At 60.3% G+C, this 15179-nt stretch carries 18 protein-coding genes and 1 tRNA gene; 9 read left to right on the top strand and 10 right to left on the bottom strand.

Annotation, left to right across the window (positions count from 1 at the left end):
- Positions 1-73 precede the first annotated feature (73 nt).
- From VFW93_RS12665 to VFW93_RS12635, 7 genes are all read left to right on the top strand, one after another.
- On the top strand, positions 74-997 hold the full coding sequence (locus VFW93_RS12665) for a branched-chain amino acid transaminase (RefSeq protein ID WP_329694351.1): 924 nt from the start codon (positions 74-76) through the stop codon (positions 995-997).
- Between the two features lie 23 nt (positions 998-1020).
- Positions 1021-1236: a zinc-finger domain-containing protein gene (locus VFW93_RS12660; protein WP_290673556.1), complete on the top strand. Its 216-nt coding sequence runs from the start codon at positions 1021-1023 to the stop codon at positions 1234-1236.
- A gap of 226 nt (positions 1237-1462) precedes the next feature.
- Positions 1463-2305 carry a PEP-CTERM sorting domain-containing protein gene (locus tag VFW93_RS12655; RefSeq protein WP_329694350.1) on the top strand — a complete coding sequence of 281 codons (843 nt, stop codon included), beginning with the start codon at positions 1463-1465 and terminating at the stop codon, positions 2303-2305.
- Positions 2306-2417: 112 nt separating this feature from the next.
- Positions 2418-3302, top strand: a complete 885-nt coding sequence (purU, locus tag VFW93_RS12650) for a formyltetrahydrofolate deformylase (RefSeq protein WP_329694349.1) — start codon at positions 2418-2420, stop codon at positions 3300-3302.
- A 30-nt stretch (positions 3303-3332) separates the two neighbouring features.
- A complete protein-coding gene (locus VFW93_RS12645) occupies positions 3333-3791 on the top strand; it encodes a YybH family protein (protein WP_329694348.1) in 459 nt (152 codons plus the stop codon).
- 17 nt (positions 3792-3808) lie between these two features.
- Positions 3809-4834, top strand: a complete 1026-nt coding sequence (locus VFW93_RS12640) for a YheT family hydrolase (RefSeq protein WP_329694347.1) — start codon at positions 3809-3811, stop codon at positions 4832-4834.
- Between the two features lie 32 nt (positions 4835-4866).
- Entirely contained in the window at positions 4867-5418 is a 552-nt protein-coding gene (locus VFW93_RS12635) for a DUF2946 family protein (RefSeq protein ID WP_329694346.1), read from the top strand.
- 76 nt (positions 5419-5494) lie between these two features.
- Here VFW93_RS12635 and VFW93_RS12630 read toward each other — a convergent pair whose 3' ends face one another.
- On the bottom strand, positions 5495-6031 hold the full coding sequence (locus VFW93_RS12630; RefSeq protein WP_329694345.1) for a c-type cytochrome: 537 nt from the start codon (positions 6029-6031) through the stop codon (positions 5495-5497).
- Between the two features lie 137 nt (positions 6032-6168).
- Here VFW93_RS12630 and VFW93_RS12625 point away from each other — a divergent pair.
- Positions 6169-6244 (top strand) — tRNA-Arg (locus tag VFW93_RS12625).
- 99 nt (positions 6245-6343) lie between these two features.
- Here VFW93_RS12625 and VFW93_RS12620 read toward each other — a convergent pair.
- The 9 genes from VFW93_RS12620 to VFW93_RS12580 all read right to left on the bottom strand — a co-directional run bounded on the left by VFW93_RS12620 (position 6344) and on the right by VFW93_RS12580 (position 14396).
- On the bottom strand, positions 6344-7687 hold the full coding sequence (locus VFW93_RS12620) for a type II toxin-antitoxin system HipA family toxin (RefSeq protein WP_329694344.1): 1344 nt from the start codon (positions 7685-7687) through the stop codon (positions 6344-6346).
- 9 nt (positions 7688-7696) lie between these two features.
- Complete coding sequence (locus VFW93_RS12615) at positions 7697-7999, bottom strand: helix-turn-helix transcriptional regulator (RefSeq protein ID WP_329694343.1); 303 nt, start codon at positions 7997-7999, stop codon at positions 7697-7699.
- A gap of 294 nt (positions 8000-8293) precedes the next feature.
- Positions 8294-8809: a hypothetical protein gene (locus VFW93_RS12610; RefSeq protein ID WP_329694342.1), complete on the bottom strand. Its 516-nt coding sequence runs from the start codon at positions 8807-8809 to the stop codon at positions 8294-8296.
- Positions 8806-9315 (bottom strand): hypothetical protein, encoded by a 510-nt coding sequence (locus VFW93_RS12605; RefSeq protein WP_329694341.1) that lies wholly within the window; start codon positions 9313-9315, stop codon positions 8806-8808. Before VFW93_RS12605 ends, VFW93_RS12610 begins: the two co-directional genes overlap by 4 nt.
- A gap of 18 nt (positions 9316-9333) precedes the next feature.
- On the bottom strand, positions 9334-10116 hold the full coding sequence (locus VFW93_RS12600; protein WP_329694340.1) for a hypothetical protein: 783 nt from the start codon (positions 10114-10116) through the stop codon (positions 9334-9336).
- Positions 10117-10161: 45 nt separating this feature from the next.
- Positions 10162-11304 (bottom strand): formylglycine-generating enzyme family protein, encoded by a 1143-nt coding sequence (locus VFW93_RS12595; RefSeq protein ID WP_329694339.1) that lies wholly within the window; start codon positions 11302-11304, stop codon positions 10162-10164.
- 69 nt (positions 11305-11373) lie between these two features.
- Entirely contained in the window at positions 11374-12018 is a 645-nt protein-coding gene (locus tag VFW93_RS12590; RefSeq protein WP_329694338.1) for a hypothetical protein, read from the bottom strand.
- Between the two features lie 60 nt (positions 12019-12078).
- Positions 12079-13476 (bottom strand): hypothetical protein, encoded by a 1398-nt coding sequence (locus tag VFW93_RS12585; protein WP_329694337.1) that lies wholly within the window; start codon positions 13474-13476, stop codon positions 12079-12081.
- 20 nt (positions 13477-13496) lie between these two features.
- Positions 13497-14396: a hypothetical protein gene (locus VFW93_RS12580; RefSeq protein ID WP_329694336.1), complete on the bottom strand. Its 900-nt coding sequence runs from the start codon at positions 14394-14396 to the stop codon at positions 13497-13499.
- A 237-nt stretch (positions 14397-14633) separates the two neighbouring features.
- On the opposite strand from VFW93_RS12580, the gene VFW93_RS12575 reads away from it, so the two are divergent.
- Positions 14634-15179 (top strand): hypothetical protein (locus VFW93_RS12575; RefSeq protein WP_329694335.1); only part of this gene is annotated, 546 nt, incomplete at its 3' end.

Here is a 15179-nt window from a genome sequence, read left to right as displayed (position 1 = left end):
CGCTACAATCTAAGGTTCGATGAGCGACCCCTCCCAATTTCACGGGGCGCAACCCCCTTTGAGAGGATTTCCCATGTCGATGGACGATCGCGACGGCAAGATCTGGATGGACGGCGAAATGGTGGAATGGCGCGATGCCAAGATCCACGTGCTGACCCACACGCTGCACTACGGCTGCGGCGCCTTCGAAGGCGTGCGCGCCTACAACACGGTCAACGGCCCGGCGATCTTCCGCCTGCGCGAGCACACCGAGCGCCTGTTCAACAGCGCCAAGATCCTGCGCATGCCCATGCCCTTCACGCAAGAGCAGATCAGCCAGGCTCAACTCGACGTGGTCAAGGCCAACAACCTGGAGAGCGGCTACATCCGCCCTCTGGTTTGGCTGGGCTCTGAAAAGCTGGGCGTGAGCCCCAAGGGTGCCAAGGTGCACGTCATGGTGGCCGCCTGGACCTGGGGCGCCTACCTGGGCGAAGAGGGCATGAAGCGCGGCATCCGCGTCAAGACCTCCAGCTACACCCGCCACCACGTCAACATCACGATGACGCAGGCCAAGGCGGTGAGCAACTACACCAACTCCATCCTGGCCAACATGGAAGCCACGGATGACGGCTATGACGAAGCCATGCTGCTCGACAGCGCCGGTTTCGTGTCCGAAGGCGCTGGTGAGAACCTGTTCATCATCAAGAACGGCGTGATCTACACGCCCGACCTGTCGGCTGGCGCCCTGAACGGCATCACCCGCAACACCATTTTCGCGATCGCCAGGGACATGGGCCTGGAGATCAAGGAAAAGCGCATCACCCGCGACGAGGTCTACATCTGTGATGAAGCCTTCTTCACCGGTACCGCTGCCGAAGTGACCCCGATCCGCGAGCTGGACCGCGTCCAGATCGGCATCGGCTCGCGCGGCCCCATCACCGAGAAGATCCAGGCAGCGTTCTTTGACATCGTCAACGGCCGCAATCCCAAGTACGCCGAGTGGCTGACCAAGGTCTGATTGATCCCGAAAAGGACACCCCCATGAGCAACACGCAAAAACCGAAGGCTGTGGTGGAAGTGACGGCGGCCGACGTGCAAGGCCCCGGCGTGGTCTTCTGCCCCAATCCGAAGATGCCCATCTGGAATCACCATCCCCGCGTCTACATCGACGTGGCCCACGAAGGCGAGGGCACCTGCCCCTATTGCGGCACCGTCTACAAGGTCAAGGAAGGCGAGCACATCGGCCACGGCCACTGAGCTTCGCGTTTGCTTCAACAAAAGCCCGGTCTTGTGCCGGGCTTTTGTGTTTCCGGTGCGGCTATTTCCTGCGATACGGGAATGCCCGCGGTCTCGCGCCCCGTGTGCCAGGGGAGATGCCTGCCATCTGACCGAATTCCCCCTTTTCAAGGGGTTACATCACCCTGATGACTTCATGGAAACTGTGACCGATCTCACAAATTTTTGCTTTTGGGGGGCATTGGTCATGGTCAGAAAATCGCTTGTAGCCTCTGTGCTGGCGCTGGTTGCCGGTTTGTCCGTATCGGGTGCTGCGAGCGCCGAGAAGCTGATGCAGGTCACGGTCACCGGCACGATTTCGTCCGGCTACGACGCCTATCGGAACTCGGTCTACACCGGCCCCGATACCGGCTACAACCTCAACGGGATGGCCGCCAGCGTTTCCATCATTTACGACGCGGATCTGGCCAGGCCCAACTACCCAGGCAACGAGCCGAACTGGTACTTCTACCATGCACCGGCCTACCCCAGCTTTCTGGGGACAGTGGGCAATGGCCCCATCCGCTCGGCGAGCTTCACGGTCAATGGTGTCACTTTGGACGTGGATGTGAGCGGTGCCAGCGAGTATCACCGCCTGTTCGTGGAGAACCCCAAGAACGACCCGGTATGGGGGCAGGGCGACAGCTACGGCCTGTTTGGCATGGATGCGCGCACGGCCTGGTGCCCCAATGACGGGCAATGTGCCGAAAAGGTTCAGATCTCGGCTTACCAGCGATATGGCGACGACATGTTCGGCGGCCAACGCAACTTCGATCCGGCCAACAGCTTCACCGCCCTGGCAGCACCCAGTCGTGTGTTCGAGGCGAGCGTGCGCTTGATTCAGAACGGCATGTGTCTGGATGGTGGTTCCAGGGCCGGTCTTTGCCCTGAGGGCCGTTTCAACGACGGCAACACCCATTGGGTGGAGTTCCTGGTGTCGGGGACCTCATTGAAGGTGTCCGAGGTGTCGGCCGTGCCGGAGCCTGGCGCCATCGCCATGGTGCTGGCTGGCGTGGCCGTGGTGGTGTCGCGTCGCCGCAAGGTGGCCTGAGCCCGTTTCAGCGTTGGCCAGGATCCGATCTGTGGGCGGCTGGTATCGGATGCCTGGAGATTGCGTGAGTCGCTGAGCAGTTTCATGGACGCACTCTACAATCTGCGTCACCATGAAGACCTCGCAAGAATTCGTTCTGACCCTGTCCTGCCAGGACACCAAGGGCATCGTCCACGCCGTTTCCGGCCTGCTGTACCAGGCGGGCTGCAACATCATCGACTCGCAGCAGTTCGGCGATGTGCAAAGCGAGGACAGCACCGGCCTGTTCTTCATGCGTGTGCATTTCGAGGCGCCGCCGCATCTGGCCAATGTCGACACGCTGGACAACCTGTTCGGGCATGTGCGCCAGCAGTTCAGCATGACGGCGAAGATCCATGCCCTGGCCCGCAAGCCCCGCGTGCTGATCATGGTCAGCAAGCACGGTCACTGCTTCAATGACCTGCTGTTCCGCTGGCGCTCGGGCTGGCTGCCCATCGACATCCCGGCCATCGTCTCCAACCACCCGGATTACGCCGAGCTGGCCGCCAGCTACGGCATCCCCTTCCACCACCTGCCGCTGCCCACCGGGTCGAGTGCCGAGGTCAAGCGCGAGCAGGAAAAGCTGGTTGAGGCGTTGGTGGACAAGGAGGGCATCGACCTGGTTGTGCTGGCCCGCTACATGCAGATCCTCAGCCCCGAGTTCTGCGCCTTCCTCAAGGGCCGGGCCATCAACATTCACCACAGCTTCCTGCCCAGCTTCAAGGGTGCCAAGCCTTACTATCAGGCGCACGATCGCGGCGTGAAGCTGATCGGTGCCACGGCCCACTACGTGACGGCCGATCTGGACGAAGGTCCCATCATCGAGCAGGATGTCGAGCGCGTGGACCACACCCTCAGCCCCGAGGACTTCACCGCCGTGGGCCGCGACGTCGAATGCGTGGTGCTGGCGCGTGCAGTGAAGTGGCACACCGAGCACCGCGTGCTGATGAACGGTCACAAGACCGTCGTCTTCAAGTAGCAAGCTCCTTCATTTCGGCAGGACCCGACCATGAACGATCCACGCGCCCGCAAAGTCTCCCAAGCCGCCCTGATGAGTTCGGCCGACGAGACCGAAGCCTCTTTCTACGAGGCCATGCAGCAAGGTGACCTGGACAAGATGATGTCGGTGTGGGCGGATGACGAAGAGATCGCCTGCGTGCATCCAGGCGGGCCGCGCGTGGTGGGGTCGGTGGCCGTGCGGGCGGGGTTTGAAGCCGTGTTCGTCAACGGCCCCGTGCACGTGCAGGTGCACCATGTGCGCCGCATGGAAACGGCCACCATGGCCATCCACCACGTGACCGAGAAGGTGCAGGCCACCACCGAGCGCGGCCTGGAAACCGCCTATGTGATCGCCACCAATGTGTTCGTGCGCACGGCCATGGGCTGGCGCATGGTGGCGCACCACGCCAGCGCCGGTTTGCCGCAGGACCTGCCGGACATCACCGAGCCCCGCACCGTCCTGCACTGAATCAGACCACCATCACCATGCAGTACCGCGCTCCACGCTGGCTGGCCGGCCATGGTGCTTTCGCCGGCAATGTGCAGACCATCTGGCCTGCGCTCTACAGCAAGGCGCATGTCGATCACGGCCATGCCCCGGTGGCCTACCGGCGCGAGCGCTGGGACACGCCTGACGGCGATTTCATCGATGTGGACTTTCTGGCGGCCGGCGAGATGGCCGCTGCCCCCGATGCCAAGGCCAGGCCCCGCGTGCAAGTGGTGTTGTTCCACGGCCTGGAGGGCTCGTCCCAGAGCCACTACGCGCGAGCCTTTGCCCACTGGGCGCACGCCATGGGCTGGGACTACGTGGTGCCGCACTTTCGAGGCTGCTCCGGCGAGCTGAACCGCGCGCCGCGCACCTATCACTCCGGAGACCACGAAGAGATCAACTGGATCCTGCGGCGCTTGTCGCTGGCACACGCGGGCCCGACCGTGGCGGTGGGTGTCTCACTGGGGGGCAATGCCTTGCTCCGCTGGGCGCAGGAGGCCGGAGGCGAGGCGGCTCAGGTGGTTCAGGCTGTGGTGGCCATTTCCTCGCCACTGGACCTGGCCGCCGCCGGGCATGCCCTGGGCCGAGGCTTCAACCGCCAGATCTACACCCGGATGTTCCTCAACACCATGAAGCCCAAGGCCCTGGCCAAGCTGCAGCAGTACCCGGGGTTGGCCAACGAGGCGGCCCTGCGCGCCGCGCGGGATCTGTATGAGTACGACAATGTGTTCACGGCCCCCTTGCACGGCTTCGCCAACACCGAGGACTATTGGGCGCGGTGTTCGTCCAAGCCAGGGCTCAAGGCCATGCGCGATGTGCCGGCGCTGGTGCTCAATGCCCGCAATGACCCTTTCGTGCCCGCGTCCAGCCTCCCCGGGCGGGGTGAAGTGGGCCCGGCGGTGACTTTGTGGCAACCTCACGAGGGTGGGCATGTCGGATTCCCGTCGGGGCGATTCCCCGGGCATGTGGCGGATCTGCCCCAGGTGGTCGGCCATTGGCTCAAGCAGCAGATCCGCACCTGAGCGAACAACAAGACAAGACTGAGGACACGATCATGGACGACATTGTCAAAGCCGCCTTGAAGAAGTGGCCCAATGTGCCTGACTGCTACGGCTGGCTGGCACTGGATGCCCGCGGCGACTGGTACATGCGCGATGACCGCATCCAGGCTTCAGGCCCCTTCCCGCAAGTCAAGGGCAGCCGCATCACGCACGACAAGCTCAAGGAATTCATCCACCGCAATTACGAGCACGACGAGCAGGGCGCCTGGTTCTTCCAGAACGGCCCGCAGCGTGTCTACCTGCAACTGGAGGCCACGCCCCTGGTGTTTGGCGTGCACAAGCACGGCGAGGGCGAGCGGGCGCGCTTTGCGGTCGAATCACACACCGGCAAGCTGGCTCAGGAAATCCGATCCTGCTGGCTGGACGAGCAAGGCCGCCTTTTCCTGGACACGGATCTGGGCTTTGGCGTGGTGCGATCCATGGACATGGATGCCGCCGCCGATGCGGTCGAGGCCGGTGTCTGGGTGCCCGAGGAGATGCCTTTTGCCGACATGCCGGCACGCTTCAACTATTGCCTGAACCCTCAGCCTGTGGCCGCGGCGTGATGTGTTTTGGTGAACACCGGGCATAAAAAAACCGGCTCCTCGGAGCCGGTTTTTTGTTGGGCGTAGAGCCTGAGGATCAAGGGGCCGAAGCGGCTGCAGCAGGCGCAGCGGGTTCGGTGAACTTGGCGCCACCAGCGTTGGCCATGTAGACCATGCCACGTTGCACTTCCAGATCGGAGAAATCACCGCCACCTTGAGCGGGCATGGCGTTGAAGCCCTTCAGCGCGTGTTCCAGCAGCTTGGCTTCGCCTTGAGCAATGCGGGGGCCCCAGGCGCCGGCGTCACCAAACTTGGGTGCACCCATCATGCCTGCGGCGTGACAGTTCGTGCATGCGCCTTTGTAGACTTCTTCGCCAGAGCGGGGGCCGGTGTTGGCAGAAACCAGTTTGATCTCGACCGTGCCCACGGGCATGATGCGCTGCGACACCGCCTGGGCGCTCAGTGCTTCGCTGCCAGCGGCAGATTTGTTGCTGGACGACACGTAGTTCACCAGCAAGGCGATGATGACCACCGGGATGATGAACGCAGCCAGCACGGCAGCAATCAGTTGCTGAGGGGTGCTGATCGGGCCTTGGTGGTGGCCGGACTCTTGGGATTGGGGCGCTTGGCTCATGGGGTGTTCAGGAGGCGCTGGTTGTATGGATGTAACCCGGGCAGGAGGAATCCGGTCCGGCGAAAGCGGGATTATAAGTCTTGTCCTGCCCATATCCAAAAGTGACCGGCTGCCTGACTGCTAGAATCTGATTTGCTGCGCCCGTAGCTCAATGGATAGAGTACTGCCCTCCGAAGGCAGGGGTTGCTGGTTCGATCCCAGCCGGGCGCGCCAACCAAATCCCAATGAAAAAAGCCCCTGGCGGAAGCGCTCGGGGCTTTTTTCTTGGCTGTGCGAGTTGTGTGCTCATTTTCGTTCGGGTTCCGGTGTTTGTTACGTGCGCAATCGTTCAGACGCGTCCTCCAGTCCTTGCAGGATGCTGTTGGCCAATGGCATCGGAAACCCTTCAGGCAGCTTGCGCCTGACTTGATGGATGACCTCAGGTGTGCGCGCCACCAGATCGTCCAGCAAGGCTTCGACGGCTTGGCCATCGGACGTGACCACACCGTGTCGGGCACCCACGGCCACCCAATGTCGCCGCTGGATGTCGCTCATCTTCCAGTGCGCGTTCTTGCCACGTACAGCCATGGCCAGCTTGACCTTAAACGGTGATATTTGATTGGGCCCATTGCCGAGGATGGGGTAGGCCGAGATCACGTCGTACAGAGGGGTGAGCTGAAAGCGGCCACCCGGCCGGATGAACAAACTGAAGTTTTTGGCGTGACCGTCGGGTGCGCACAGCATCCAGAACAGCACCTGCGCCTTGAAGAAGGTGCGCTTGTCTTCTTCGGGTGTCAGGGAGCCTGCCAGTACTGACATGATGCGGTCGATGCCGGGGCCTCCTTGGGCTTCGTACTTCAAGTCAGGGGCGGTCGCTGTGGCCTGGCACAGGTCTTCTTGCGGCAGGCGGATGAGGTGCTGCTGCCCATCGGGCGCTGCCCACCACATGCGGTCAAAGCGCTCGACCGCCAACGCTTTGACATCTTCGAATTGAACAGGCTCGCAACGCGCCACAGGCAGGCCATAGGCAGTCAGGATCTGCGCGCACAACCACTCGTTCTCAACCGATTCGCGCAGGTCCAGGCCCATGCCGCCCACCAGGCCCAATGGCAGCTTGAGGATGTGGGTGGTGGGCGTGGCGCCTTGCGGCATGCACCATTGACCATCCAGCCTGAGCAGAGCGGTCTTTTCTTGCGCGCCAGCAATCGAGATGCGGAAGTCGTCGTCTTCCATGAAGCCCGGGGCGGTGGCGGCGGTGGCGTGCCGCAACACGGCGGCTACCTCGCTGTTGCTCAGCGGGCGTGTTTGAAGTGAGGCCACTGCTGGACTGGCATCGTCGGGCAGGATCTGGAGCGCACCCACGCAGTCCTGGCCGGCCTGTGCCAGCACATCAAAGGCGTCGGTGGATGTAGCCTGGTAACGGCGAGCCAGGCGCGCCCGGATGTCTGGGCTGTCAGGGAGCAGGTTGTCGAAATAGTGGCGCACGCGCTCGCCCCGATGCGGGGTGTTGCCGGGCGTGAAGGGCAGCGACAGGGACAGGGGCCGGCCTTCGCGGCTTTGCACCCAGTTGGGGGCGTACTGCAGGGTGTCCGGGCTGTGCGGTGCCATGAGCCAGGTACCCACTCGGACACCGTTCATCGAGAGGCTCAGGGCGCGGGTGTGAGAGCGTCTTCCCATGGCGCAGTCTCACCAGGCCGGGCCGTTGTTGTCGGCGGGATCTGCGGCGGGCGCTGCAGCCCGGACGCCGGTGTCGGCGCTGGTGTTGGATGTGGGCTTGGCTTGCAACACCACCTCTACACCGAGCAGGTTGAGGAGCTGGAGCAGGCGCTCGGCGCTGACCTTGCTGGCATTGCGTTCCAGCGCAGAATAGGTTTGCTGCGTGACGCCCAGGCGCAGCGCGGTTTCGGCTTGCGTCAAGCCAGCGGCCTTGCGAAACGACTGCAGCAAGGCTGGCAACTGGTCTGGATTGCGAACTGGGAACTCATGCATACAGGTCATTGCTTGTATTCAGGATTTACGCATTATGAGTTGTTAATCGAGGGTACGCAACAAGAGCTGTATAGGCAAATTACAGCTTGTAATCTGTTTCCATGCAAGCCAGTGTCCCTCGCAGTCGGAAATGGCGCTCCGAAGGCAGGGGTTGCTGGTTCGATCCCAGCCGGGCGCGCCAACCAAATCCCAATGAAAAAAGCCCCTGGCGGAAGCGCTCGGGGCTTTTTTTCTGGTCGTTCAGATGCTCGCCTCGTTCAGAACGGACGATGGCCAGATCGCCCCCCTTCTTGTTCAAGGGCGATTGAAATGCTGAACATCGTCCTTGCGCCTGTCCCATTCCTTTGTGAAGGCCTCCGTGCCAACAAAGCTCATGGGGCCAGCTGCCAGGGTACATACCGCGGCATCCGTACAGTGGAGGAAGGCTTCGGTTTCTTGCCCGACTGTCAGGATGGGAAGGGGCTCCCGCACGGGCCCGGGGCACATGTAGCGCTCCCAGGTGTGCTGCAACTGGATCACCATGCCCGGTTTCAGTCGGCCACGCAGCACTTTCACCACCTCGGCATCGAGTGTCCACGGCAAGTAGGACGGGCAGCCCCGTTCATCTGGCTCGGCAAGGCGCACCTGCTTCACGCGTAGCACCACCGCATCGCTGGCATGCCGTCGCTGCTCGTCTGCAGCTTCGAGACGCCCCAGTGCCGCACGGGCCTCGTAGTACGGTGGCATGACGGCCTGGGCGACATGGCTGATCATCAGCAGGGGCAGGGCGGCAGGCAGCGTGCGCAGAAGGTGCCGGGTGAGCTTGGTCATGGTGAGGGCTGTGGTGTAGGCCGCGGCGGGATAGGGCTCAACAGGATGTCATGGTGGTGCGTCAAGGAGGCGAGCAGCGACCACCAGGTGGGCATGGCGGCCTGCACCGCTGGCCAACCGGTCAGCAGCTCTGCCACATGCAAGCCGGATTCAGTGCGGACGACCAACACAGGGGTGCGCAGCAGGCGCGCCGACTGCGGCTTGATCACCGCGCCTTGAACCACGACCGACTGACCTTGCAGGACGCGGAAGCACTGCTCGGTGGGCAGCGGTTTGCCCGGGCGCTGGGGGTGGTCGCTGCAGCCACCTTGGCCCGCCACCCTCAGGCAGACAGGATCCGGATGGGCTTGCCAGCCCGTGGCCTTGGCGCACTGCTCGAGCCTGCCGGGCTCCGGTGGCGGCGCTGTTTCCAGATACAAGGTCGATCCAGCCTGGGCAGGCCAGGTCATCAGCGCCAGGCAAGCCGGCGCAAGCGCTCGTATCCAGGGCGGGGAAGGGGCGATCATGTTCTGGCTCCTCTGATATCAACAAGCCGGCACCGGCATGACCTGAACCTTGAAGGGGTAAGTCTTTCCGAAGAACAGACCGCCAGACACGAGGGCCAGTTCGCCTGATTTCATCGAGCTCGATCCGTGAACGAAGATGCCCACGGCAGGCGGGTCGTCGTAAGGCACTTCCAGTTGTTCAATACGCAGGATGCTGAAGTCGTTGTCCCTGGCTTGTCGCAATTGCCAGCCATCGGCCACCTTGCCCGGCACTTTCAGCCACAGGCCGGCATCCCGCATGCTGCGGTTGAAACTGGGGAGGGCCGCTTTGCCTGATTCCGCCAGCGGGATGGGGCGTCCGTGGGGAACGGGGGCTTCATAGATCGCGCCAATGACCAGGTGGCGAACCGCGCCGTTGGCATGGATGTCGATGCGGGCTTTGCCGTAGCTGTTGACGATCAGATGGCGGATTTCCTGACCATCCAGTCTGATCGACGTTGGCAGCACTTCGCGCTCATCCAGCCGACTACGGTCGATGCGCGCATAAGCCGCATCATCCAGCCACGCCAGTGGTTCCATGCTGCCTTTGGCCAGGCTGGTCAGCGTGACTTTTGCCCCCTTGGGAACGGCCAGGTTCAGCAGTGAGCCGATGGGCAGATCGCGTTGATCAGAGGCGTGGGCGTCAAGGGCGATCTGCTCGGCAAGCAAGCTGTACAGCGGGATGGATGCAGGCGCGCTGTCGCGCAGGCAGGCATGGCCTGGAACAGTCCAGGCCAGCGCACAGATGATTGCGCTGATCAAACCTTGTTGGCCGATGTGCATGAAAAGGCTCCGGGGAAGAAACGTGTCGCGCATGTCAGCCTCAGCTCATAGAGGTTTGGCCGTGCGCACGATACGGAAGCCCGCATGGAACTGCCCCCCTTTTGCCTGGTAGCCGTAGCCGCGGGCTGACAGCCGTGCCTCTTGAGCAGATCGGAACCAGGAGCTGCCCCTCAAGACGTGCCTGTCGCAGTTGCCACCCACCCAGGCGGTGCCATCCGTGGGGGCCCCGTCGTAGTCGAGGTGGTAGCAGTCCTCCACCCACTCCCGCACATTGCCTGTCATGTCATGCAGGCCGTAAGCATTGGCGCGTAATCGGCCGACAGGAGCTGCTACAAAGTAGCCGTCCGAGCATTTCGGGAAGTAAACGGTGGTCGATTCGTCATCCGGGCTGTCCCACTCGGGGTGAATGGCCAGTACGGTCTGGTCAGCGATGTTGTCGTACGGGCAACTCCCGTGCGGGTTGTTCCCCCAGATCCAGGTGGAGGTGCTGCCGCCTCGCGCGGCATATTCCCATTCGGCTTCGCTTGGCAATCGGTATGGCTGTCCGGTCTTGCTGGTCAGCCACTGCACATAGGCCTGCGCGTCGTCCCATCGGACGTTGACCACGGGTTGATCGTCATCGTTGAGACTGCGGCCTTCATAGGTGCCGCTGTCATGCCCGGGTCTGAATTGCCGAAACTGCCGGTTGGTGATTTCCGTTTTGCTCATGGCAAAGGTTTTCACGGTCACCCGATGTTTTGGCGCTTCGTCACGCAGTTCATTGTTGGAGCCCATCTCGAAACTGCCTGCCGGGATCTGAATCATTTCCGGGCATCCAGGGCAATCGAAACCTTGACGCTGAAGCGCGATGGCGTTCTTGGCTTTGGTATACAGGCCCAAGGCATCGGCATAGTACTTGCCCTCGCTACCTGCGCGTGTGATGTAGGTATCCAGGTGGGCCATGGCGGCGTCATAGCGCTTGACCTCAAAGAGCGTGCGACCCCAGTGGTATTCAAAATTGGCGGGTACCCTGGCCTTGAGTGCGGCAATGCGCTCGAATTTCTCTGGCAGGTCGCTGAATTGATTGGCCTGCATCGATTGGCCGATCTCCTGCATCAGCATGTCGGCTTCGGCTTGTGTAGGAAGGGCGTAGGCCAAGATAGAAAAAAGAATTAACAAAAAGGTGAGGGTCAATGTGCGCATTGTCATGATTTCGCCAGGAGTCAGTATTATAAATATACCGCTTTATATATCGTGGCGTATTTATCATCGGATGAATCAATTCATCCAGGCAGGCTTTTTTGGAAGAACAGGCTCTGATGGGCAACTGAGTTTTCTATGGATCGCAAGATACTGAATTTCGGTCAGGTTCAATGCATCTGGGCAATCCAATTGTTTCCTGCAGCCGGGCGTCCTGCGACAGTCTTCGATGCAAGCGGTTCTGGAATTCAGTCGCCCCCAAAATTCATTTTTGATACTCGACTCTTCATCATTGCAGGCTTTCAGTAATGTTGGGTATTCTGATGATTTTTGCTCGTATTCGCGCATGGCTGTGTCGTATTCTTCCTTTTGCTTCTTCATTTCGATTCTTGATTTCGACAAGAGGGTCAATGCGTCCTCGTAAAACTTTGCCTTGGTGCCCTTGGATGTCAAATATGTATCGAGATGAGCAATGGCGCTAGGGTATTGATTCACCTCATACAACGTCTTGCCCCAATGAAAATGAAATGAATCAGGGACTTGTGCTTTGAGTTCACTGATGCGCTGGAATTTTTCTGGTAAATCCTTGAAGTTTCCCGACCGTGAGGCTTCACCTATTTCCTTCATCAGCATGTCAGCCTCGATTTGTGGAGGGAGCGAATGTGCTGGGAGGCTTGCCACGAAAAAGGCGATAACCATCACGAAAATTGCTCTTACTTTCATGGGTTGGATTCCAGTATTTGTCAATCAATTAAAGCTGCACCGCTTGCGCTTTGGGTGGTATTAATCGAGAAAATTAGTTGACTTGTTGGGGGCGGTCCGCTGCTGAACTTCCTTTTCATAAGCGTTACGAGCGTTATTGACAGTGGGGGCGTTAACCATCTGTTTGTCTACACAATCAGATGCCGACTTATAGCCGGTTGGATTGCAACGAGCGACGCAGGCTGCATCAACTCTGCATTGTTGCGCATTTGTTGAGCAGAGGCTCCACTCTCGGTGCTTTGGATTTTCGACATAATTTGAGCAGACAGATTTATATCTCATTCCATTCAAACAGCCGCCATGAATAAAGCAATCCATGCTTTCTACTTTGTATGATTCCGTATGCCAACTCCCCCCGCAAATTTTCTTGGTGGGTTCTGATCCACACTTGTTGGCAACGCATGTATTTATTTCACTTTCGGATTTTGGTGAACAACCAGGTGAGCTTTGGTAGCAAGCATTAATGCTGGTTATAATTTGGCTACATTGCCCTTCCATTCGCCTGCGATAATCAGTTCGCAGTTGCTCCAGTTTGCTGTTTATCTTTTGCGTGTCAGCAGCCTCGTCCATCCAATTTCTTGGGCTAGCTGGTTTATGTGCCAAACCATTGCTCTGGCTTCCCTTGCCCCCATCTAGAAAATCAGACTCTCCGCTTTCTGGCTCTTTTGGCGTCTTGGGGCAAGTCAACCACGCGTTTTTGACAGGATGGCTCTTGCAATACCTCGAAATGGCCGCCTCTGCGGCATCGAGGTTGCCCACGTGCATGCCGATGGCCCCGTTTCGGCATGCATGAAACTTAACCAGGCGAAGTCCACCTTCACGCCATATGGCTTGGGCATTATCTTTGCTAATGAATGTCAATTTTTTGTTATCAAAGCTGTAGCAATCCGTGTCATAGAAAATCAACTTTTCCCAATTTGGAACATCGGAAATATGCCAGGACATTTTGTCGGGCGTTGTGGGTGCACCGGAGTCAAATTCAATGCCCCATGTCCTGTCATTCAGGCTGGTTCGAAGCTCGACGTAACCGTGCGCCATCAATTCAATTTTCTTTTCGCTCCCGCCAAAAATAGTCTTGAATTCTGGATGGCCAACTTTGATTTCCTCTCCAACCGATGGCGCCTCGGGTGCACCTGTGTGCACAGTGAGCGAAGTCAGTCTCCAAATGAGGCCGTAATGTGCGGTAGGTTCGCCCAACATGGCGGCGTATTCGTAGTGCAGCGTGCTGGTGCCGCAGATCCGGGAGATGGTGCTGTTGCCTGTCGATATACACCACGGGGTAGCGTCCACCTTGCCTTTGCCGCCGGGTGTGGCGGCTTGCACCAGCAGGGGCAGGAGCAAGCCCAGAACGGTGAGGCCATATGCGGCCCATTGCCATGGTGCTGTCAGTACACGCAGTGTTCGATCAAGCGCTGTCATGCCGGTACTCCCTGAACGCCTCAGCCGCGCACGCCAATGGAGACAGACACATCGGACTTCGACGCGCATTCGGTCTGATCGGGCTGCCCGCACCGATGCTTGTTTTTCAGGTATTCCTTCGCCTTGCGATTGATCAGTTCTGACAGGCTGGCCGGGCTGCCTTCCGGAAGCAGGCCGGTCATGGTGCAAATCGCTTGCGTGCTGGTGGGGATGCACACACAGGACGACTCGGGCGTGACGAAGACCGCGCGTGCAGCACCGCAGGCGTCCTCCATGGTGCTGCCGCTGACGCGCACCTCCTGCCTTGTCAGGCCGCGAGGGGGGGCGTCGGTCTTCGCGGAGGTGAACTGGTTGGCGGGGAATGGCTTGAGCGGCTCCTGAGGCACGGCGATGGCGCCACTCACCCTGGCGCGGCAGCGGTAAAGGGGGTTGCCCAGTTGCGGTTGCTCGCACTCGCATCGACCACTGCCCCAATGTTTGACCCGTGCACAGGCCGACAGCGGGCTCTCGCCATGGGCCAGGGCGTAGGTGGTGTTGCCTTCCGTTCGGAAGGTGCCTTTGTCATCGGGAAAAGGGGCGCTGGAGCCTGCCGTTCTCGCAAAGACGCGGTATTGGCCGGTGCTGGCACAAGTCCAGGCCGCATCGTTGATGGCGCGGGGCTGGAGGTTGAACGCAACGCCACTGGACCATTTGCCATCGGTGCGCTCGATCGCGTATTTCAGATCCACGGGCTGACCACACTGGTTCTGGATGGTCAGGGCGAGGCTGGCAGGGTTGTTGTTGCATTTGCTGCCCTTTTCCTCTTTCGTGACCACGACGCACTTGTCGGGATCAGGCGTGTTGTCTTCCGCCCAGGCTGGTGAGCCCAGAAGGGCCAGGACCATGGTGAAGCTCAATGCCAGGCGCGTAGAAATATCCATGTACCACCTTTTCACAAATCATCATGAAACCCCATGCATGTGAGGTAGTCATCATCTGTGATCGTATGGCATTTTGAACAGGGAACTGCGGGCTCTGGTCGTCGCCCCGGAGAGGCTCAAGGCCGCCCTGCCGGGGGAACCGGGTGAATACCCTCTGTGCCGCCCGAGCCAGGGGACCCGGATGAAGGAGTGCGGTGGCTTAGGATGGGCACAGTCCGATCTTCACCAGCACATCACATGTTGCGCACGTTTCCCAGACCTTCCTGGATCTTCCTGTTGAGCGCGATGTTCGTGCTGCTGCTGGCGCAGTTCCAGTTCACCAACTGGATGGAGGTGCACAACGACAGCCTTCAGGCCTTGAACGAGGCCACCGATGGGGTGCTCAAGGGCACGCCGCATTGGCGGGCCTATCAGAACCGGGTGCTGTCACCAGCCATCGTGTATGTGCTGGGCTGGTTCACCTGGCACCCCATGACGCTGTTCGTGCAGGGCGCCATCATCCTGCTGGATGCTGCGTTGTTCGTGCTGGTGCTGCGCAGAACGGGCAGCCACCTGCTCGCCTTGCTGGTGTTGATGGCCTGCACCTTGTTGTGGGTGCTGGAGCAGCACTACTGGTCCTACACCTGGGATTTCGCCGAAGCGGCCGGCTGGCTGGCCTTGTCCTGGCTCGCGCTCGAAGGTGGCACCTTGCGGCGCATCCTGATCGTGGTGGCCATTTCGGCGTTCAACCGAGAGAGCGCCATGTTCATGGCCTTGTTTCCCATCATCACGGGCATGTGGATG

It is taken from the genome of Aquabacterium sp. (genome assembly GCF_036279675.1).
Lineage (GTDB): Bacteria > Pseudomonadota > Gammaproteobacteria > Burkholderiales > Burkholderiaceae_C > Aquabacterium.
This window is presented reverse-complemented; position numbering and strand designations above follow the sequence as displayed.